This is a genomic window from Croceitalea rosinachiae, from assembly GCF_031846445.1.
In the GTDB taxonomy this organism is placed as follows: domain Bacteria; phylum Bacteroidota; class Bacteroidia; order Flavobacteriales; family Flavobacteriaceae; genus Croceitalea; species Croceitalea rosinachiae.
In genome coordinates, this window is the sequence record NZ_JAVRHR010000002.1 from 249,887 (window position 1) to 272,192 (window position 22,306).

Here is a 22,306-nt window from a genome sequence, read left to right on the forward strand (position 1 = left end):
TTAACAGAAGACACTTTTTACTATCTTTCTTTAATCAAACTAATTGTTCATGAAGCGTTTCACGTTTTTAATCTCATTGTTATTTTTAAGCTTTTTAAGTGCCCAAACCAATCCAAAGTGGGCTAGGTATCCAGCAATTTCTCCTGATGGAACAACCATTGTTTTTACTTATAAAGGCAATCTGTTTAGCGTAGCTGCTTCAGGCGGAACTGCAAACCAATTAACGTATCATAAGGCTCACGATTATAAAGCCGTTTGGAGTAAAGATGGCAAGCGAATTGCTTTTGCCTCTGACCGCTATGGTAATTTTGATGTATTTATAATGGATGCTTTGGGCGGAGAGGCCAAACGCCTAACTTTTCATAGCAATGATGAGGTACCTTATACATTCTCGAAAAACGACGAAACTGTTTTATTTGGTGGGCTTCGCCAAGATGATGTAAAGCATCGACAATATCCAAACCGCTCTCAGCCCGAGCTATATGAAGTAGCTTCAAATGCCGGTAAGGTTAACCAGGTATTGACTGTACCTGCTCAAGATGTTCAAGTAAATTCGGATGGAACGTTTTTGCTGTACCACGATAAAAAGGGTTATGAAAATGAGTTTAGAAAGCATCATGTTTCTGCTATTACTAGGGATATCTGGTTGTATGATGTTACCAATGATAAGCATACCATGCTTTCTAATTTTAAAGGTGAAGACAGGAATCCTTTATTGTCCAATGATGAAAAAAATGTGTATTATTTGAGTGAGGAAAGTGGCACTTTCAACGTACATAAGTTTGCACTAGATAATCCTTCTCAAAATGTACAATTGACCAATTTAAAAACCCATCCTGTTCGGTTTTTGTCTTATGGAAATGGAACGATGGCATTCAGCCATGACGGTGAAATTTATACCCTGACTGATGGTGCGTCGCCTCAAAAAGTTAATATTATAATTAGAACCCAAGATGGCGCCAATTCAGACCAATATATTTCTATTAACTCAGGTGTAACCGAAATGGCCGTTTCATCTAATGGAAAAGAAATTGCATTTATTGCAAGAGGTGAAGTTTTTGTTACTGCCGTTGAGGGTGGATTAACCAAAAGAATTACAAATACTCCAGAACAAGAAAGGTTTATAAGGTTTACTTCAGATGGCAATGGAATAGCATATGCCAGTGAAAGAGATGGGCGATGGCAAATTTTTAAAACTACCAAAAGAAGAAGTTCTGAACCGTATTTTTTCGCAGCTACCTTACTTCAAGAAGAAGTATTATTGCAAAAAGATGTGGATTGTTACTTGCCTGAATTTTCTCCTGACGGTAACCTTGTGGCCTATATTGAAGATAGACGCACGCTCAAAGTATTAGATCTCAATACCAAAGAGGAGAAAACTTTAATGACTCCTGATGAATTATACCATATGCGTGATGGGGATAAATATTTTACTTGGAGTCCTGATAGCAAATGGCTTTTGACCGGTTGGGGAAAATCATTGAGTAATGGTGAAATTCTTTTATTGGCGGCAGATGGTTCCAAAAAGATAAACCTTACGCAAAGTGGGTACTATGATTTCTATCCTAAATGGGTGAACGAGGGTAAACAATTATTATGGTTCAGTAATCGTGATGGACTCAAGAGTTATGCGACTAGCGGCAGAACACAAGCAGATATTTACAGTATGTTCTTGACCCACGAAAGTTGGGATAAGTATAATATGAGTAAGGAAGATTTTGATTTGATGAAACTTCTTGATGAGAAACCGGATGCCGATGAAGAGAAAGAGGAGGATACCAAAGCAAAGAAAAGGGACAAAAAATCTAAAGACGCAGATAAGCCAAAAGCTAAACCGCTACAATTTGATTTTGAAGACTTGAATGAACGGAAGGCTAGATTGACTATTCATTCTTCTAATTTAGGTGACGCGGTACTATCAAAAGATGGCGAAAAGCTATATTATCTAGCCCGCTTTGAGAAAAATCTCAACCTATGGGAAACCGAGATAAGAACGAAAAAGACCAAATTGTTAATTGGTTTGGGTGCGCGACGAGCGAGTTTGCAATGGGATAGTAAACAAGAGAATTTATTTTTATTAAGTGATGGAAGCATTTCTAAAGTTGATTTAGGAGGAGCCAAAAAAGAACCTATAAAAATGAAATCCGAAATGCAGCTTGATACTGATGCCGAGCGTCAGCATATGTTTGAGCATGTTTGGTTGCGCACCAATGCCATTTTCTATCATTCCAATTTTCATGGTAAGGATTGGGAAATGCTGCGAAGTGAATATGAAGAATATATACCACATCTAGGAAACTCGTATGAATTTGCAGAGATGATTTCTGAACTATTGGGCGAATTGAATGTAAGTCATGCCGGTGGGCGTTATAACGGTAACATACAAAACGGAGATGCCACTGCTAGTCTTGGAATTTTCATGGATTATGCCCATCAAGCGGATGGTATCAAAATTGCGGAGATAATCAAAGGAGGCCCTTTAGACAAAGCAGCGTTTAAAATTCCTATAGGAAGTATCATTCAAAAAATCAATGGAGTTGCCATTGAAGCTAATACCGATGTCGCTTCGTACTTAAACCGTATAGCTGGTGATTTTACACTACTTGATATTGTAGATGCTTCCGGGCAAAACCAACAACAAGTGACCGTAAAGCCTATCACCTTGGGGCAAGAGAATAGTCTTCTGTACAAACGTTGGGTGAAAATCAATGAGAAAGAGGTTGCGGAAAAGAGTAATGGTCAATTGGGTTATGTTCATATTCCAGGTATGAGTGATGGTCCTTATCGTAACATTTATGAGCAGATGCTAGGTAAATTTTCTGACAAGAAGGCTGTAATTGTTGACACTCGTTTCAATGGCGGAGGCGATTTAGTAGCAGATTTGGCCATGTTCTTTACTGGAGAATCTTTTATTACTTATGAAACGGAAGACCGACAAGTAGGAGGTGAGCCAACTTCACGGTGGACCAAACCAACTTTGGCAATCTTTAATGAATCCATGTATAGTGATGGTCATTGTTTTGCTAGTGGATACACCGATTTGAAAATTGGAAAAACAGTCGGGATGCCAGTGCCAGGCACCTGTAGTTTTGCTGGATGGGAGCGATTGCCAGATGGAGGGCGATGGGGTGTGGTACCCGTAAGTGCCAAAAACAAAGCTGGAGAATGGATGGAAAATAATCAGACAGAACCGATGATTAGAGTAAAAAATATGCCCGATGTGATTGATAAGGGCATAGACCAACAATTAGAGCGTTCTATTGAAGAATTATTAAAAGATGTGAACTAACGGGTGTTTCTAGATTTCACCCCTTTTTTACATAAGGATACTATTTCTGTTATTCTTTTTTTACGAGTTTCAGTCCTTTTTGCTTGATTTAGCCAGTAGAGATAGCTCTTACGTTGTCCTTTAGTAAAACTTAGATAGTTGCTATGGGCCTTTTCGTTCGTATCGAATTCCTTTTGTAAGTCATCAGGAATAATTCCGTTTTCAACATCATCTAAAGCCGTCCATGAACCATTTTCTTTGGCAATTTTGATTGCCTTTATTCCACTTTCATGTAGTAATCTTGCTGTTTTAAGTTCTATTAAATGGTCTTTATTTACTTTGCTCCAAACGCTTTTTGGGTTTCTTGGGCAGAAATATTGACGACGTTTTCCATCGCCCAGGCTTTTTACCGTGCTATCTATCCAACCATAACAAAGAGCAACTCTCACGGCCTCTTCCCAGCGCATACTGGGCATAGGGTGTTCTATTTTATAGAAAATCAGATATATGCCTTCAGATTGATTATGGTTTTTGTCTAACCAATATCTCCATTCCTTTTCATTTTTAAAATAATAAGATTGAATCTCCCCCATTATGATGAATTACGATTTGAAAATACAATCATATGAAATATTTCTATTAGGTATTGATTTTTGGTAATCGTAATTTTATAAATATCAAAAATCGATATGTTTATGAAATCAATTGTCCGTATCACTCTTATTATATCAATAGTATTTTTTGCTTCTTGTGAAAATAAAAGAGCAGGAACTCCGAAAGTATTGGTGTTTTCTAAAACAATGGGTTTTAAGCATGCATCTATTCCCGCTGGTATAGCTGCAATTCAAGAATTAGGAAAAGAGAATGGATTTGCTGTCGATACTACTATCAATGCAGAACTCTTTAATGAAGAGAATTTGAAACAGTATTCGGCAATTATCTTTTTGAGCACTACAATGAATGTACTTAATCATTATCAAGAAGCCGCCTTTGAAAGATATATACAAGCGGGCGGTGGCTATATGGGTATTCATGCTGCTGCGGATACGGAATATGATTGGGGCTGGTACAATAAGTTGGTCGGAGCGCAGTTTTTGAGCCATCCTTCTGGCACACCAAATGCAAATTTTGTTATTAGTGATAATAATTTTATTGCTACAAAGCATTTTACTGATTCGATTTGGAATCGTTCGGATGAGTTATATAACTATAAGAATATCAACCCAGATGTAAATGTTTTAATGACTGTTGATGAATCTACTTATGAAGGAGGGGAAAATGGTGATTTTCACCCTATCGCTTGGTATCACGAGTTTGATGGAGGTCGAGCCTTTTATACTGGAGCAGGACATACTGATGAAAGTTTCAAAGATGAAATGTTTCTAAAACATATCCTAGGAGGAATTCAATATGCGATTGGAGATAACCTTGAGTTGAATCATGATAAAGTAAGATCTCAGATTCCTCCGGAGAATGACCGTTTTTCTAAAGTGGAATTGGTTGGTGGGGGATTTTTTGAGCCTACGGAAATGACAGTGCTTCCTAATAATGATGTATTGATTGCACAACGTAGGGGAGAAATACTTTTATATAGCGATGGCACTAAAGAATTAAATGAAATTGCTAAGCTAGATGTGTATCACAAAACCTTGAAAGCGCAAGGGGTAAATGTAGAAGAAGGCCTAATGGGGCTTCAAAAAGACCCTGATTTCGAAAGTAATAATTGGATATATACGTACTATGCTCCGACCGGAAATCTTGAAGTCAATAGATTGTCAAGATTTAAGTTTGAGAATGGAAAGTTCGATATGGGTAGCGAGCAGATAATTCTTGAGGTTGAAAGTCAAAGAGAGATATGCTGCCACACAGGTGGATCTATAGCTTTTGGTCCTGGTAATCTTTTATACTTATCCACAGGAGACAATAGCACGCCATTTAATGAAGAAGGGGAGAAATATGTAAATAGCGGTTATGCACCCCTTAATGACACCCCTGGTCATGAGCAGTTTGATGCCAGAAGATCATCTGGAAACACTAATGATTTAAGAGGTAAAATTCTTCGTATTAAGGTAAATGAAGATGGCAGTTACGATATTCCAGAGGGGAATCTTTTTCCAGTTGGAACGGAAAAGACTCGATCGGAGATTTATACTATGGGACATCGCAATCCATATCGTATATCGGTAGATGTCAAAAAGGGTTATGTTTATTGGGGTGATGTGGGTCCAGATGCTCGAGTTGATAGTTTGCAAACACGGGGGCCGCGGGGGTATGATGAGATGAACCAAGCTCGAGAAGCAGGAAATTTTGGCTGGCCTTTATTTATAGGTGATAACAAGCCATATGTTGCCTATAATTATAAAACAGGGGAATCAGGAAGCGCTTTTAATCCCGATAAGCCAATAAACAATTCGAGAAATAATACAGGTTTGACCGAGCTGCCCAAGGCAATGCCGGCATATGCTTTTTATCCATATTCAGAAACCCAAGATTTTCCGCAGGTAGGTTCAGGAGGGCGCAACGCCATGGCTGGCCCCACCTATTATTCAGATCTATACTATGGTACCGATAAATTACCGAGTTATTACGATGGTAAAGTAATCATCTATGAATGGATGAGAGGATGGATGATGGCCATTCATTTAAACGGTGACGGTAGTTTTTCGAAAATGGAGCCATTTGCATCAGATATTAAGGTAAATAGTCTGATCGACATGGAGATTGGCCCCAATGGCAAAATTTATTTGTTGGAATATGGTAGCGGGTGGTTTTCACAGAATGAGGACTCCGGCCTAAGTTATATAAAGTTTAATGGAGGAAATCGACCTCCGTTAATTGATAATTTAATCGTCGATAGAACTTCGGGCACCTTGCCTTTAACTATAAACGCTTCGGTAGAAGCTCGTGATAGGGAAAAAGATGAGATGACTTATGTTTGGGATTTAGGAAATGGAGAGACCAAGGAAACTACTGAACCAGAACTAACATGGTCTTATGAAGAACCGGGAGCATATAAGGTAATGGTTACTATAATCGATAGCGGTGGTGAAAGTACGCAGAGCAATGCAATGTCCATTGTGGCTGGAAATAGTAGGCCAAAAATAAGCATTGATTTGGACGGAGGTAATACGTCTTTCTATGTTCCAGGTCAAGATGTTGCTTACGATATAACTGTTAGTGACCCTGATGACAATCAAGATATAAATGAAGAGAATATATTCGTAAGCGTAGATTATTTAGAAGGAATGGATAAAGCTTCTATGTCTCTGGGTCACCAACAAGTTTCTGAAATCGAAATTGGCAAGGCACTTACACAAGCTATGGATTGCAAAACATGTCATAAACCTGGCGAAGCTTCTATAGGGCCCACTTACACAGATATTGCCAATAAATATAATGGCCAAAAAGGCAATATGGCATATTTACAGGAGAAAATTGTCGTTGGCGGAGAAGGAGTTTGGGGAGAGGTTATGATGCCCGCCCATCCAAAAATTACTACAGATGAATCAAGGCAAATTGCACTTTATATAACTTCCTTGGGAGACCATGCCCTAAAAAAAGAATCTTTACCTATCAAAGGTAAAATTAAGGCAGAATCAAACCCCGGTCAAATGATGGTAATCACAGCTAGTTATACGGATTCAGGACTGGATACGGCACCTCCGCTAACAGGAACTAAATCTGTTGCGCTCTCAAGCAATACAGTTACGTTTCCTAAGGGCACCGTAACTGATGGTATGATGGCCGTTCAGTTTGGTGGTATGGACTTGCAATTACTAAATGAGACTAATGGGGGGCTTTTAATTGAAAATATTGATTTGACAGGTGTAAAGGCTGTGGTATTAGCTATTGGTTGGCAGGATGCTCCAAAACTAGCCTATAATTTTGAAATTCATTTAAATGATGCCAATGGCCCTTTAATCGGACGAGGTTCAATGCCACAGCCCCAAGTTGGTCAACCAGGGGGTGCAGGGGTAATTCCACTTTCAACACAGATTAATAGAAAAACGAATATTTATATCAGCTATGCCGCTGAAGAAGGCAAAGAACCTAGTATGGTGGCTTTGGTCAATGCCACATTTAATTAAAACTATACTTTAGATAAAATTAGGATTAAAGCTTTTCATTTAGAATTGCTATCATGGTTTGAATGCCTTCGCGATAGTTGCCCAAACGCAAATTTTCGTTCGGACTATGTTGATTATTATCTCTATTTACTGTTGGTACAGTAACCGCAGGAATATTTAAAGTGGTTACAAAAGGAGAGATAGGAATAGAGCCACCGCTCATTCTAATTCTGATAGGGTCTTCACCAAAAGCATTTTTAAGGGCTTTGGTCAACCAAAGGCCAGCCTCGGAATCAAAATCTGTTCTAAAACTTTGATAAGATATTTCTGAAGTTATAGTTGCTATTTTGGCATATTCAAGCCTTTCGTTTTTAGTGGGCTCTCGGTCAAGCACTAGATATCCTTCATTTTCAATATGTTCTTTGATCAGATTCAACAAACGTGTGGGGTCCGATTCCAATACCAATCGCACATCGATTTCTGCCCTTGCCCAACCCGGAATTATAGTTCTTACTTTTTCATTGATCCAACCTGATTGCATGCCGCGAATATTTAATGATGGATATTGAATGGCCTCTTGATAGTAGTTGCCTACCTTATCGGTTGCAGCGATTTGTAATCTTTCTTGAATTTGCCTTTCATTATCAGGAACAGCTTTTAATACTTTTTCAGTAGCCTCATCAATAGCAATACCGTCGTAAAAACCCTCGATGGTGACCCTTCCATCATCATCTTTCATCGAAGCGAGCAATTTTGAAAGACGCAATGCAGGGTTAGGGGCATAGTTGCCGAAATGTCCGCTATGTTGTGGAACTGATGGTCCATACGTAGTCAATTGTAAGGTGGCAATTCCCCTTGCTCCAAAAGTAAGCGTAGGTCTATTGGTAATATGTCTTGGACCATCAAAAATGATAAGCATATCAGCAGTTAAAAGATCCTTGTTTTCAATCACGGCCTTAGGTAATTGAGGGGAACCCAATTCCTCCTCAAAATCCATAATAACTTTGATGTTATAATTCGGACTAATCTTAAGTTCTTCAGTTGCATCCAGTGCGGTTAAGAACATAGCAACTGGTCCTTTGGCATCACTAGCAGAACGAGCAAAAACACGCCAATCATCTTCAAAACCCTTCATGTCTATCCATGCTACCTCCTCCCAATCATCTTTTGCGTTCTTTTTTTTGAGGGCTGGGGTGTAGGCACTTTTTTGAAACCACCTTGTAGAATCAACAGGTTGACCGTCTATCTGCAGGTAAATCAACACTGTTTTTGTTGCCTTTTTATGATTTCTTTCTGCAAGTAGTAACGGAACTGTCTCCGTTTCGATCCGGGTTGTGGTAAAGCCTCTTTTACCAAAAGCGGATTCGCACCATTTGATATTTTTTTCAATATCAGCCGCATAAAAAGCATCATTGGGAATGCTCAAAAGTTCTTTGAGCAGCGGTAATGAAGATTTTGCATACTTTTTAGACAATGAATCTAACTGAATCTGATTTAGTTTTTGAGCATTGCCTGCGGCAAAAGAAATTAGTATCGTTAAGAAGGTTATCTTAAATTTAATAGGTCTATAGAAATTCATAAGCAATATTGATGAGCTATAAATTTAAGCATAGTCAACTTAACTTGTATAATGAGCTTTAAAAGGAGTTAATAATTAATACGCCATGATGCTTGAATTCGTTCATCTGTGGTAAAATTGTTGTAGCCGTATGTAGTGAAATAGTGTCTTTTATAAGCTTATCAGGTTGTAATCTTCCATCGATAATAGAATTAAGAATTTCAGGGTATTTATGGGCTTGCATACCATGACTACCCACAATTTCTAGTTCATTTGCAATTACCAAGTCCATTGGAATTTTTGGATTTACATGATTGCCGGTCACTAAACCTACCTGTATATGGCGTCCCCTCTTCTTTAAGTTGGCAATAGAATTAAAACAGGTTTCTGAGCTACCCAAAGCATCAATGGATACATGCACTCCTCCATTGGAAATTTCCTTTACCGCTTTTGACACATTTTCCACTTGGGTGGCATTTATGGTAGCTATAGCGCCAAATTCTTTTGCCAAATTTAGATTATCTCGATTAATATCTATTCCAATAACTTTTGCTCCTAACGATTTTGCAATCATGATAGCAGAAAGTCCGACACCTCCACAACCATGTATTGCCACATATTGATTTTCAGTCACCTTACCTTGAGCCACCACAGCCCTATAGGATGTAATAAACCTACAGCCAAGTGTAGCGGCAGTAATATCAGATATTTCATTCGGTAATTTGACTAAATTAATATCGGCATAGTCTAAAGCAACAAATTCGGCAAAAGAACCCCAATGGGTAAAACCGGGTTGCGATTGGTAATTACAAACCTGTTGATTATTTGTTTTACATTCTTCACAGTTACCACATCCGCAAACGAAAGGTACGGTTACCCGTTCACCAATCTTAAATTTTTTTACATTTTCGCCTTTAGAAACAATGGTACCAACAAGTTCATGACCAGGTACATGTGGCAATTTGATATCAGCATCATGCCCCATCCAACCATGCCAATCACTTCTGCAGAGTCCTGTTGCGGTAACTTTAAGGACAACTCCATCTTTTTTTGGACTTGGATCTGGTACATTTTGAATGGTGATATTGCCTTGAAATTTTTCAAAGACTGCAGCTCTCATAAGTCCTATTGTTTAAATTAATTATTGTTAGGTCACCTCTTTTTTGCCCAATATAAAAGTTAGACCACTTTTTTTTGGTGTATGAAGGTATGCCAATGTTCCTTGTCTATCAATCAAGGTGCCTCCTAATTTCTTCACAGCTTTTTGTGAACGAAAATTGTTTTCATCTACATGAAAAAGAACATAATCAAAATATTCAAAAGCATGGGTAATCATTAGTCCTTTGAACGACTTGTTATAAACACCGCCCCAATAACTTCTAGAAAGAAATGTCCATCCAATCTCCACAGCTTGATTTGAGTTTTCAGTTTGCTTGAAACGAGAACTTCCAATAATCTTACTTGTGGCCTTATCAATGATAACCAGAGCTCCTTTTGAATTAATTGCATCTTTAAAGAATTGTCTGAAGACTTGTAACTCATAACGGTTTGGGTTTTGGTGCAATTCCCATATTTTGGCATCTTTTGCTACCTTGTAAAGATTTTCAAAGTCTTCAACCAATAAGGGTCTTATTAAGACCAAATCGTTTTCTAAAGTTGGTTGTAGATCAATCATTAGCCCACACTTTCTTTTTTAATCTCTGGTTGGTTATTTACATGGAACCTAAAAATATCATTTCTAGTGTAATGTCCATTGGTGTCAAAATCCATTTTGGCATGTATGATTTCATCTAAATCTATATCGGCTGTTAAGACTCCTGATTCATTGAATAAAGGACCTGCCAAAACTCTTCCTTTAGGGGAAACTATAATACTACCACCCGAGCACATGTTTTCAGGTTCATCTAGCACGAGTTTTTGATATTTTTCTGGATACATTGATTTGGTAAAGTATTGATTACTACCTAAAACAAAACATCTTCCTTCTAAAGCAATATGTTTCATTGTTGCTGTCCATTCTTCCCGTGAATCTGCGGTAGGGGCGATATAGATTTCAACTCCTTTTTGATACATGGCCATTCTCGCCGCAGGCATATAGTTTTCCCAACAAATAAGTCCACCTAACTTTCCAATTTTAGTATCGAAAGTCACTAATGACGTTCCGTCCGCTTCAGCCCAAATGACACGTTCGGTACCCGTAGGCTTAATTTTTCTATGTACGCCCATTAGCCCATCTTTAGGTGAGATATACACCATGCTACAATATAAACTACCGTTATTTTCACACTTTTCGGTAAAGCCTACTACCAGATATAACGAGTAGGTATGAGATAATTGCATAAGCCTTTTCATACCTTCTCCTCTTATGGACATACTGTTCTTGTAATACTCCGCATACAATGATTTACCTTCTCTAGTGCGACTACCTATTTTAGCTCCAAAATCGAAACCTCTTGGGTAACCGGGAATAAATGATTCTGGAAATACGAGTAGGTCACACCCATCTTTTGCATGTTTTTTGATAAGTATCTCCATTTTGTCCAAAGTCCGTTTTTTGTCAAAAAAAACAGGACTGTCTTGTACGACACCAACTTTTACAATCATTTTTTGTCAATTTTTTCTAAAAATGGCTTCATTTCCAATAAAGTAATATCATCTCTTTTATGAAGTTGGCGTAAGAACCAACCTTTATGCCCAGCACCGTAGACTATTAAAAAACGTTTACCTTGATATCGATATTTTTCTAGAGCTTTTTCAATGTTCCAATAATGTGCGATATTGATATTTTCCCATCCGCCTAAACCTAATTCAACATTGAACAATCTATTATAAGTCTGTAAAGCAATGTCTTGAATACTATCATAGGTTGTAGTATGTATAAAGTATGGGTCATTCTTTTTACCGGTTGCTTTATAAATGGAATCGGAGTGTTTGTTGGCTGCTAAGTAAGCTACCCAATCAGATAATCTAGAAGAATCTTTACTAATAGCCTTAAGTTTTGCACTGCGTTCATCGGCCATTGGTTTGGTCCAACCAGCAGTGGGTATAATTTCGAAACCCAATTCTTTGGTTAGTGGAAAAATAACATCTACATATTCTGGAAAACGCATTACCCTGGGTTCAGAAATGCTATCATCTTTCTTGAAGCCTTGCATGGCAGCCTCCATTCTGTCCGGTGGTATTTCAGCTAGTATGAAATCGGGTTTTATTTCTTTAATCAATCGATTTAAATAATCAATATTGTAAATGCTATGGGTCAAATGGCCGCCATGAATGGTACCCAAGACCAAAACTTCATTCTTTGGTTTTGTTTTCGCACTATTTGGCTTTTCCGTACATCCAAGGACAAAGAATAAAATTGCCAGTAGTATTGTAGTTCTCATATCATTAATAAATTTATGATTCCTGTAATTGGTCTTAATTCTTTTTGACTTGTTGTTATGGATTCTAATGCGCTGCTTCCTACGATTTTAAATTCCTTTTTTAGAGTCTTAATACATTGTTCTGCTTCTTTGACTTTTAACCCTCCGGCGACATTATAATACGTCTGAGGGTATTCTGTAGGTTCTAGGCAATCAAAATCAAAATGTAGATAAAGGTGTTCAATATTTTTTTTATGCAACAATTGAACCAGCTCTTGAATATTTGTTTCTTTTGGAGCGTAAATATTTCCTTCATTAATGCGAGTTTGTTCTGCAGGGTCTACATCTCTAAGTCCTATATAATGTATTTGTGATGCATCTATTGTAGAACTTAACAAGGAATGCATTCTGGTTTCTCCCTCACCTAAAAGTGTTCTTAAAGGCATGCCATGAAAATTGCAGCTTGCTGAATCACAAGGGCGATTGATATCGGCATGGGCATCGAACCAAATTACACCAAAATTTGAATATTTTTTATTCAGAAAGGAAACTGGCACTATTTCTAAACCGCAATCTCCACCAATGATTTTTAGGGTATCTGGATTTGAAGATGCAATGGTTTTTTTTAAATATTTTAATTGTTCGAACAGTGCATCAAAGTTGTTGATATGATAGCGTTGCTTTCCCTTTTCTCCAGCAGGCAGTTTAGACAATGGAACTTTGACAAAACTCTCATCTTTGAGATATTCTAAAACTGCCTTGGCCCCTGGTTCAATTGGCGTTCCTTTACCTGACCCTTGCCATTGCGGAAAGTATATTTTCACTCTAAAAGTTTAGATTCTATATAAAAATCACGATCAATAATAATATTGGGACTATTAACTTTTTCAGTTTTCCAGTCAGCAGTTGGGAAAAGCCATTGATTTTTATCACCAATTTTAACCTGTACAGGCATGTCAAAGTTTTCAATAATGTTGGTGTAGCGGTATTTCAATTTTTCGCCTTCAATTTTATATTCTAAGGTGGGTATCATAACTGTTCTCAAATACTGCTCGAAAAATTCAGTTAAATCAATTCCAGTTTCTTTTGAGAGGTAGTTTTCTATTTGAGCAGTAGTGACGGTTTGGTGATAAAAGGTTTTATTCATATCCCTTAGAACTTTTCTCCATTTTTCATCATCTTCTAATAATTGCCTAAGCGTATGTAAGATATTAGCTCCTTTATAGTACATATCACCAGATCCTTTCTTGTTTAGGTTGTAACGACCTATAATGGGTATATCGTTTTTGATATTTTTTCTTGTACCGATTACATAATCTGCTGAAGCTTCTTTCCCAAAATGATAATCTAAGTACAGATTTTCTGAATAGGCGGTAAAGCCTTCATGAATCCACATATCAGCAATATCTTTATAGGTTATACTATTGGCAAACCATTCATGGCCAGCTTCATGAATGATAATAAAATCAAATTTGAGCCCCCAGTTCGTACCTGAAAGATCACGCCCTAAATATCCATTCTGATACTGGTTGCCATAGGTGACTGAGCTTTGGTGCTCCATTCCCAAATAAGGCACCTCAACTAGCTTAAAACCATCTTCATAAAATGGGTAAGGCCCAAACCAGTGTTCAAAGGCTTCCATCATCATTGCGGTTTGTTTGAATTGATTTTTGGCTTTCTCTAAATTTTCAGGAAGAACATAGTAGTCTAAATCGAGTTCGCCATTTTCGCCTTGGTATTTTTCACCAAAATGAGTGTAATCAGCAATATTCACATTGACACCATAATTGTTTATTGGGCTGTTCACAAACCAATGATACGTTTTAGTTGAGGTATCTTCATCAATTGAGCGTAATCGACCATTAGACACATTCATTAAGTTTTTAGGAACTTTTACACTAATGGCCATACTATCAACTTCATCATACATATGGTCTTTGTTTGGCCACCAAACACTAGCCCCTAAGCCTTGACAAGATGTGGCAATAAAATGTTTACCATTGTTATCTTTTTTCCATGAAAAACCTCCATCCCACGGTGCGCGAATGGCTTCTTTAGGATTTCCTGAATAGTAAATCATCAATTCATTATACTCACCTTTTATTTGTTTTTTACTGAGTAATATAAGATGTACATTACCACTACTTTTAAACGAGAGCTCTTGACCTTCACTTACTACCTTTTCAATTTGCATCGGAGGCTGCAAATCGATTTGCATTAAATCATGCTCTTTTAAAACTTTATAACGAATTGTGTTTTTACCAGAAATATGCTTTTGATCAGGGTCTACTTCAATATCTAGATGATAGTAGTTTAAATCCCACCATTCACGTTCAGGTGTGATACTGCCTCTCAAAAAATCTTCTTTGGTATAACTTAAATCACCTTGCGAATACAGAAATACGGTACAAAAACTAAATACTACTACTAGTAAGTTCTTCATAAAAATAGATTGGTTTATCTAAAAATTGCATTTGGAAAAACGACAGGGCTTTCATGTCCATCTTTTCCTATAGCTGCAACTCCGAAAAAATAGTTATCAATTACAATACCATCTAACGTAAAACTGTTGGTATTTCTTACAAATTTATAATTATCCCATGTAGGAGATGTCGTATCACGCCAATAAATTTTATAACCGATAGCTCCGTCAACTGGGCTCCACTTAAATTTTGCGGCCGGTCTCACAATACCACCGATCTCTACTTTTTCTGGAGCAGGAGGAGCCCAAGCAATTGATGCTAAGTTAATTGCATTAACAGCAGTAAGTTTTTTTGCATATTCAAAATTAACATGTTCTAACACGTCGCCATAAGCAATTCCATCTTCTACTCGAATATCTTGGTGTTGTTGTGTATAATTTTCGTGTGATTCCATAATTCGAATTCCAGCATAGCCAGCATCATTAAATGGTCGATGATGACCACCACGACCAAAACGATCTAGCCTGTAAATCATAGTCGGATTCATTTCAGGCATATATGTTTTGACTGTTTTATGTACGTAACGAGCTAATTGTCTTGAAATACCATCAACTTCCCCTCCATAAAAACGCCTCGCAGTTCGTTCTTGTTCAGTTTCAGTGACAGGTACGGGCTCTGAGAATATTCGAAAATCTCGGTTGCTCATAACTCCATCAACACCTTTAATATTGCCAATCATATCATTATTGAGAATACCAACGATATCCCAACCTTTTTCTTTGGCATAAGCAGCCAATCCTTTGCCGCCAAAAAGCCCTTGTTCTTCACCCGATAGGCCAACGAAAATGATACTGTTCTCAAAATCATACTTTGAAAGCACACGAGCTGCTTCAATAGTGCCGGCCATACCACTTGCATTATCATTTGCGCCAGGTGAATCAGAGGTAAAATCTGTTGGGTCGCTCACCCTTGAATCAATATCGCCACTCATGATGATAAACCGATTAGGATGCTTAGTTCCCCTCTTAATGGCAACCACGTTTACCACCCAAACATCATTTACAATACGCTGATTAGTACCTTTTTTTACTAAATCTTTTTGATAAAAAACTTCAAGGCAATCTGAACATTCAGATGATATTTTATCAAATTCACTTTTAATCCAACGTCGGGCCGCACCGATTCCTTTGGTTTGAGAAGTCGTATCACTTAATGTATGTCGTGTTCCAAAATTGGCTAATGTGGTAATGTCATTTTCAATTCGTTCGGCAGAAACAGCATTGATAATATCATAAATTCTTGAATCGCTTTGAGAAAATGAAAATGAGAAAGAAAATAGAGCGAGTAATAAAAGTTTTTTCATGTTGTTCGATTATATTTTTTTTCAAAATGTACTCCATGTATATAACATAATGGACCTAAAAGGGCGTAAATAATTCCTGGCAAGGCAAAGTTTAAACCTACCTTAAGCTTTGCAATTAGTATGGATAATAAAGAAACAAAGACATAAATGCTAAAGTGCCTTACGTAAAACAATAGTATAATTGAGTTTTCAAGTTTTTTGGTTTTAGTATATGCTCTGAAATACATTAATGTTAAGCAAAGAAAAATCAAAACAAAACCTAGGCTGTACAATTGAAAAAGAGAAGAAAAGTCATCAGAATTAAGTGCGAGCCCGCCTGTCCATGAGTTTATCAATGATTTTAAGGGAAAAACATAATAGAGCACTACGAATAGTAAGATAGCGTTGATTGCAATTATCCAATTGTCTATATAATCTGTTCGTCTAAAAAAATTATAATGTAATGACCATAATGCTACTAGAACAAAAAAACTAACCCCAAAACTCAAGAATACCATCCAATCAATGTTCAGTACAGATGTATCTACTTCACTACCTACCGAAACTACCAAAAGGGTAGCTGCGAAAGCAAATACAGCATCACTGAAAGCTTCAATTCTAGAAATATTATGAGGAAATTTCACAAAAGAAAATTATTGAATAAAAGTGACTTTGGCAATTTTACCATTTTCTACTTCGTAAATAGCCACCGCTGAAAAATTTTGCCCTTTTACGGTAAGGTATTCTTCATCAATAACTTTGTTTCCAATGATTATTCTATTCTTTATTTCACAATGCAAGTCGGGTGTAGATTCAAAAAAGCCATGATAGCGTTTGCGCATCGAAATCTGCCCTTTTGAAGTTTGTTGGTTAGGATAATTGTAGAGTTCAACATGATCACTATATGTTTTTAGAAAGGCATCTATATCTCTCGCATTATAGGCTTCTAATTGCTTTTGCACTATAGGCTCGGGGTTATCAACTTTTTTTTCAAAAATGAAATTCATACTACTGATTAGACCCTGCTCTACTTCGTAAATAGCCACTTGGTGGCTTTGTTTACCATTGTCATTAGCAAGTTCTTGATCAATTACCTTATTTCCAATTACAATACGTGAAGTAACTTTTACTTCTGTTGATTCCACACTTTTGAGGTAGGATTGATAATTCTCGAACATTTTTTTTCTACCTATGTAAAAAGTATCTCTCGGAAATCTACCTACCCATACATCTTCGGAATAACAGTTGACAAAGGTGTCTAAATCATGTGCATTGTATGAATCTACTTGTTTTTGAACAATTTGTTCAGGGGATACTTCAGAAACTATTGCAATTTTATCCCCTTTAGGAGAAATGGCTAATCTTGAAATTTTTTGAATGTTTTTGTCTTCATACCTGTATAGAGAAGCCCACTGATTTTTTTCTTCAGCATCAAATATCATTAGGGTATTGTCCATCCCGATAACTGCAAATCCTAATGGATGCCATGCATAGTCCGATGTATTGTAAATAGTAGTTATAGAATCAGTTTTTCCAGAAATCGGATTTATGGTTTTAATTAAATTTTGATTTTCTTCCCTCTGCACAAAACTGATATTTTCTGAACCAGGAATTTGTTGCAAACAACGACCAACATTCTTCTGAAAAGTATAATTGGTATTTTCCTTTAGATTGCTGACAACTAAATCCATCCTATTTTCGATAAGAACGGTATTGACCAATATGTTTTCATTATACCATAGATGATAACCTACTTTGGCATCTTTTAAAATAGGTTTTGACGTTACTCTGTCAATATCATAAGCATAGAGTAACTGAAGCCCTGTTGTGTCTAAACGAACAGCGGAAATGTTATTACTATTCGGAATTCTGGTAGGCGAATATTCGCTGCCAACTTTTGTATCGGTCAACCAAGTAGTCTCGCCAGACGCAATATCATATTTTCTGATATCGGTTTGGCCATTTCTTGTTGATGAAAATAGTACCGTGTTATTATCATAAAATGATGGTTGATTGTCATAACCTTCATTATTTGAAATATTAATCTTGTTAGATAGAATCACAGTGTCATTGGCAACAGCTAAATCAAAGAGGAAAATTTCGGTATCAGCCTGAGAAAAAACAAGTTGATAGCTCGCTAGAGAAATTAGAATAGGAATATATGGTTTCAATTTATTATAGATTTATAAAATGTTTTAATAATTCTCGAACTTTTTTTGTACCCTCTACATGGTATTTTGCTTGGGTTTTTTGTAATCCAACTTTAACGGTTATTGTGCTTTCTGGTAACTCTTGAAACATAAATTCATCCGTCCAATCATCACCGATGGCAAAAACAAAATCATAATCGTCCTCACTCAAAATACGCACAGATGCTCTTCCTTTATTAACATTGCTACTTTTCACTTCCATCACTTTATTTCCATTGAGTACGCTTATGTCATCATTACCGATTAAACTTGTCAGTACTGTATTTAGCTCAGTTGCGCGTTTATTTCCAAAATCGGGATCAGTATTGCGATAGTGCCAAGCTAAAGAATAATTTTTTTCTTCAATAAAAGATCCAGGGGTACGATCAACAAAAGATTCCAAAACTGGTTGAATTTTCTCCATCCAATCGCCATTTACTTTTTCCAAGAGCTTAAATTCTTCTCCATCTTTTGAAATCCATACACCGTGTTCTACAATCATATTATATTTTTTTGGCAAGAACCATCGGCTAAAGGTTTCTTTGTCACGGCCACTAATTAAAAAGAGGGTTGTCCCTTCTTGTTGATGAAGTTGATCTAATAATTGATATAGTTCATCGTCTGGCGATGCTTTTTGTGGGTCTTTGTGAAAGCCAGCAAGTGTACCATCGTAATCTAGAAACAACAGTCTTTTTTTAGCTGAACGGTATTTAACCGAGACCGATTCTAAAATATTGTTGTTCATTTTTTGAGACACATAAGTTCCGATTCCCTGTTTTTGTGACTTCAAGGAATTCATAAACTCATTGGCCCAGACTTCAACATTGTAGCGCTTTAAACGGTTTTGCAAGAACATATTTCGAGCCATTTGCTCCTCTTTAGGCATAGTAATAGCCTGTTTCAAAGTATCCGCCTGTTCTTCAAAATTATTTGGGTTGATGAGCAATGCTTCATTCATTTCGTAGGCGGAACCCGCCATTTCACTTAAAATGAGCACCCCCGTTTTATCGGTCCTAGTAGCAACATATTCTTTGGCAACTAAATTCATACCGTCACGTAATGGGGTTAACCAAGCAATATCACTAGAGGTATATAAGTCAATCAAATTTTCAAAAGGAAGTGACCTATAAAAATACCAGATAGGCGTCCAATTCACGGTTGAGAGTTCTCCATTTATACGGCCTACTAACTCATCTATTTCACGTTTTAGCAACATATATTGTGGAACGTTAGAACGTGATGGTACAGCAAGAATGATAAGACGAACCTTTTCTTTATATTCGGGATATTTATTTAAAAAGTATTCAAATGCATTGATGCGTTTTGCGATGCCTTTACTATAATCTAGTCGGTCAATAGAAACAATCAACTTAGTATCTGGCGCCGATTTTTTATGCTCATCTAACTTAATTTGAAGATCTGAACGTTGTTTTCCTTTTAGTGCACTACTCTTTTTTGCCGCTTCATGAAACTTATTATAATCAATCCCCATTGGAAAGGAATCTACCTTTATGACCCTATTTTCAAGATAAATGTCATTAAAACTTACATCAAGGCCTAATAACCTTCGTACCGAACTTAAAAAATGTCTTTCGTAGTCGTAGGTATGAAATCCTATTAAATCCGCACCTAGAAGTCCCTCAAGTACTTCTTCACGCCATGGTAGGGTTCTGAAAATTTCATATGATGGAAAAGGTATATGTAAAAAGAAACCTATAGTGGCATTTGGTCTTTTTTCTTTGACCATTTGAGGTACTAGCATTAGTTGGTAGTCATGTACCCAAATGATATCATCGTCGCCAGCTTCCTCCAAAATTGCATCTGCAAATTTTTGATTTACAGCTTTGTAACTATTCCAAAAATCGAGCTCAAACTCAGAGTATTCCAAGAAATAGTGAAATAACGGCCAGACTGTTCGATTGCTAAAACCAAAATAAAACCCATCTACATCATCTTTTGTGAGTTTTACTTTTGAGCATCCATGTTGTTTAAGGGCACTGTCAATAGTCTCAGACAACCCATCTGGAATATCTTCATCTGTAAGCCCTGACCATCCAATCCAGAGACTTTCACTGCCGCTGTGTACAGATTTCATTCCTGTCGCCAAACCACCTACACTTGGAATCGCTGATAATCCACCATCACTTATTTGCAATTGTACTGGTAGCCTATTAGAAATAATTATAGTTTTACTCATAAATAAATTTTAGAACTAAAAATGTAATAAAAGTGGTGTTTTTTCGATTAATAAGAAAGAAAAAACCTACAATAACCACCAGAAAATAAGAATCCCACTATGGATAACCTAAATTACGGAATAATTGGAAACTGCCGAAGTGCAGCTTTAATTTCTAACACAGGATCATTGGATTGGTGTTGTTTGCCTCAATTTGATTCGACATCGGTCTTTGCAAAACTATTGGATGATAAAAAAGGGGGAAGCTTTGAAATCATTACCAAATATAATTACGAAATCACTCAAAAGTATCATGTAAATACGGCCATCTTAGTAACCAGATACTCAGATGGTGAAAATATTTTTGAACTACATGATTTCATGCCAAGATATCATAAACTAACAGGTAAATACAATGCTCCACCTGAAATAGTTAGGTATGTAAAACACATTTCTGGAGCACCTAAATTTTCTGTGCTTTATGACCCAAAGTTGGAGTATGCTAAAGGAGAAACAGGACATCATGTCAAAAATAACTTTATTGTCAGTTTGACCGATAAAGAAAAGTTCGACACACTATTTTTATACACTTCATTTAATAAAAACCATGTTATTAATGGTGAAGAGATTACTTTGAAAGAAGATGGGTATTTTTTGGTTTGTTATAATGAAAAGATTTTAAAGCCCAGTACGGAGAAAATGTCTCTTGAATTAGAGCGAACCAAGATTTACTGGTTAGATTGGGTAGATAGAACCCCGACTTATAAAAAGTTTAATCCAGAGATTATTAGAAGCGCATTGACCTTAAAAATGTTGACTTATGATAAAACAGGTGCGGTACTTGCAGCTCCCACTACATCTTTACCGGAAACTATAGGAGAAGTAAGAAATTGGGATTATCGTTTCTGTTGGATACGTGATGCCTCCATGGTAATTAAGGTTGTCTCAGAATTAGGCCATAAAAATTCTGCCAAACGATATCTGCAGTTCATCATTGACTTAATGCCCGATAAGGATGAGAAGCTTCAAATCATGTATGGTATCAATAAAGAGAAGAAGCTTACTGAACAGACTTTAGAGCATTTAGATGGCTATAAAGGTTCAAAGCCTGTAAGAACAGGAAATGCTGCTTACAAGCAAAAGCAAAATGATATTTATGGAATTTTAATGGATGTGATCTATGAACAGTTGCATAAGTTTAGTAATGATATAGAAAATGGGGAGGAACTTTGGAGTATTACTAAGGGTATTGTTTGGATAGTTAACAAACATTGGCAAGAACCAGATAAAGGTATTTGGGAGTTCAGAGGCGAAGATCGTCACTTTACTTTCTCAAAGGTACTTTGCTGGGTTGCCATTGACCGTGCAATTAAGGTAGCAAGAATATTTGGTAAGCATCGAAAGATAGAGCAGTGGACAGCAATTGAGCAAGAGATTAAGGCAGATATTCATGAAAATGCCTGGAATGAGGATGTTAATGCCTTTGTACAGTCTTATGGTTCCTATGATTTGGATGCATCAGTATTATTAATGGAGTCTTATGGTTTTGTCGATGCTCGCGATCCAAAATTTGTGAGTACAGTAAAAGCTATTGAAAAAGACTTAAGTAATGATGGCCTTCTCTACAGGTATAAAAATGAAGATGATTTCGGATTACCATCATCATCATTTACCATTTGCACTTTTTGGTTTATAAATGCACTATTTAAAATTGGAGAAGAGGATAAAGCTTTGGCGCATTTCGAACAATTATTAAGTTATAGCAATCATTTAGGGCTGTTTAGTGAAGATATAGACTTTAAGACTAAACGTTTGTTGGGGAATTTTCCGCAAGCGTACTCACATTTGGCGTTGATTGAATGTGCTATTAACTTCTCACGTAAGCAGAGCGAGGAGAAAATATTGGAATCTATTAGCTAAA

The 22,306-nt window shown here is 36.8% G+C and carries 15 protein-coding genes; 3 read left to right on the plus strand and 12 right to left on the minus strand.

Features of this window, described 5'->3' with window-relative positions; translation table 11 throughout:
• Positions 1-49 precede the first annotated feature (49 nt).
• Positions 50-3,289, plus strand: coding sequence for a S41 family peptidase (locus RM706_RS08885; protein WP_311350703.1), 3,240 nt, complete (start codon positions 50-52; stop codon positions 3,287-3,289).
• Here the strand turns inward: RM706_RS08885 and RM706_RS08890 are convergent.
• Positions 3,286-3,861, minus strand: coding sequence for a YdeI/OmpD-associated family protein (locus tag RM706_RS08890; protein ID WP_311350704.1), 576 nt, complete (start codon positions 3,859-3,861; stop codon positions 3,286-3,288). The two genes, RM706_RS08885 and RM706_RS08890, sit on opposite strands and share 4 nt — an antisense overlap.
• A gap of 102 nt (positions 3,862-3,963) precedes the next feature.
• Between RM706_RS08890 and RM706_RS08895 the strand changes: the two genes are divergently transcribed.
• Positions 3,964-7,356 carry a ThuA domain-containing protein gene (locus tag RM706_RS08895; RefSeq protein WP_311350705.1) on the plus strand — a complete coding sequence of 1,131 codons (3,393 nt, stop codon included), beginning with the start codon at positions 3,964-3,966 and terminating at the stop codon, positions 7,354-7,356.
• Between the two features lie 25 nt (positions 7,357-7,381).
• Here the strand turns inward: RM706_RS08895 and RM706_RS08900 are convergent, their stop codons facing one another.
• The 11 genes from RM706_RS08900 to RM706_RS08950 are packed head-to-tail and all read right to left on the minus strand — an operon-like array spanning position 7,382 to position 20,406.
• A complete protein-coding gene (locus RM706_RS08900) occupies positions 7,382-8,914 on the minus strand; it encodes a M20/M25/M40 family metallo-hydrolase (protein ID WP_311350706.1) in 1,533 nt (510 codons plus the stop codon).
• Between the two features lie 58 nt (positions 8,915-8,972).
• Positions 8,973-10,013 (minus strand): zinc-dependent alcohol dehydrogenase family protein, encoded by a 1,041-nt coding sequence (locus tag RM706_RS08905; RefSeq protein ID WP_311350707.1) that lies wholly within the window; start codon positions 10,011-10,013, stop codon positions 8,973-8,975.
• A gap of 27 nt (positions 10,014-10,040) precedes the next feature.
• A complete protein-coding gene (locus tag RM706_RS08910) occupies positions 10,041-10,568 on the minus strand; it encodes a GNAT family N-acetyltransferase (protein ID WP_311350708.1) in 528 nt (175 codons plus the stop codon).
• On the minus strand, positions 10,568-11,497 hold the full coding sequence (locus tag RM706_RS08915; RefSeq protein WP_311350709.1) for a carbon-nitrogen hydrolase family protein: 930 nt from the start codon (positions 11,495-11,497) through the stop codon (positions 10,568-10,570). Before RM706_RS08915 ends, RM706_RS08910 begins: the two co-directional genes overlap by 1 nt.
• Entirely contained in the window at positions 11,494-12,276 is a 783-nt protein-coding gene (locus RM706_RS08920; RefSeq protein WP_311350710.1) for a hypothetical protein, read from the minus strand. Before RM706_RS08920 ends, RM706_RS08915 begins: the two co-directional genes overlap by 4 nt.
• Positions 12,273-13,079 carry an arginase family protein gene (locus tag RM706_RS08925; RefSeq protein ID WP_311350711.1) on the minus strand — a complete coding sequence of 269 codons (807 nt, stop codon included), beginning with the start codon at positions 13,077-13,079 and terminating at the stop codon, positions 12,273-12,275. Before RM706_RS08925 ends, RM706_RS08920 begins: the two co-directional genes overlap by 4 nt.
• The gene (locus tag RM706_RS08930) at positions 13,076-14,698 is read right to left on the minus strand and encodes a M1 family metallopeptidase (protein ID WP_311350712.1); all 1,623 of its coding nucleotides are present in this window, start codon (positions 14,696-14,698) and stop codon (positions 13,076-13,078) included. The genes RM706_RS08925 and RM706_RS08930 overlap by 4 nt, the downstream gene beginning before the upstream one ends.
• A 14-nt stretch (positions 14,699-14,712) precedes the next feature.
• On the minus strand, positions 14,713-16,041 hold the full coding sequence (locus RM706_RS08935) for a M28 family peptidase (RefSeq protein ID WP_311350713.1): 1,329 nt from the start codon (positions 16,039-16,041) through the stop codon (positions 14,713-14,715).
• Positions 16,038-16,664: a TMEM175 family protein gene (locus RM706_RS08940; RefSeq protein WP_311350714.1), complete on the minus strand. Its 627-nt coding sequence runs from the start codon at positions 16,662-16,664 to the stop codon at positions 16,038-16,040. Before RM706_RS08940 ends, RM706_RS08935 begins: the two co-directional genes overlap by 4 nt.
• 9 nt (positions 16,665-16,673) lie before the next feature.
• Positions 16,674-18,191 carry a nuclear transport factor 2 family protein gene (locus tag RM706_RS08945; RefSeq protein WP_311350715.1) on the minus strand — a complete coding sequence of 506 codons (1,518 nt, stop codon included), beginning with the start codon at positions 18,189-18,191 and terminating at the stop codon, positions 16,674-16,676.
• A 4-nt stretch (positions 18,192-18,195) separates the two neighbouring features.
• Positions 18,196-20,406, minus strand: coding sequence for a bifunctional alpha,alpha-trehalose-phosphate synthase (UDP-forming)/trehalose-phosphatase (locus RM706_RS08950; RefSeq protein WP_311350716.1), 2,211 nt, complete (start codon positions 20,404-20,406; stop codon positions 18,196-18,198).
• A 99-nt stretch (positions 20,407-20,505) separates the two neighbouring features.
• Between RM706_RS08950 and RM706_RS08955 the strand changes: the two genes are divergently transcribed.
• The gene (locus tag RM706_RS08955) at positions 20,506-22,305 is read left to right on the plus strand and encodes a glycoside hydrolase family 15 protein (protein WP_311350717.1); all 1,800 of its coding nucleotides are present in this window, start codon (positions 20,506-20,508) and stop codon (positions 22,303-22,305) included.
• Position 22,306: the final 1 nt, after the last annotated feature.